The following is a 225-nucleotide window of genomic DNA, read 5'->3' as shown; positions in this document are numbered from 1 at the left end:
CGCTTACCACTTTGTGATTCATGACTGGGGTGAAGTCGTAACAAGGTAACCGTAGGGGAACCTGCGGTTGGATCACCTCCTTACCTTAAAGAAGCGTACTTTGAAGTGCTCACACAGATTGTCTGATGAAAATGAGCAGTAAAACCTCTACAGGCTTGTAGCTCAGGTGGTTAGAGCGCACCCCTGATAAGGGTGAGGTCGGTGGTTCAAGTCCACTCAGGCCTA

At 49.3% G+C, this 225-nt stretch carries 1 tRNA gene and 1 rRNA gene; both read left to right on the top strand.

Annotation, left to right across the window (positions count from 1 at the left end):
• Positions 1-83, top strand: a 16S ribosomal RNA gene (locus A7Z06_RS21610); the annotation flags it as partial.
• A 68-nt stretch (positions 84-151) separates the two neighbouring features.
• Positions 152-225 (top strand) — tRNA-Ile (locus A7Z06_RS21605).

Origin of the sequence: Escherichia sp. MOD1-EC6819 (assembly GCF_002965765.1) — a bacterium.
In the GTDB taxonomy this organism is placed as follows: Bacteria; Pseudomonadota; Gammaproteobacteria; order Enterobacterales; family Enterobacteriaceae; genus Escherichia; species Escherichia ruysiae.
This window is presented reverse-complemented; position numbering and strand designations above follow the sequence as displayed.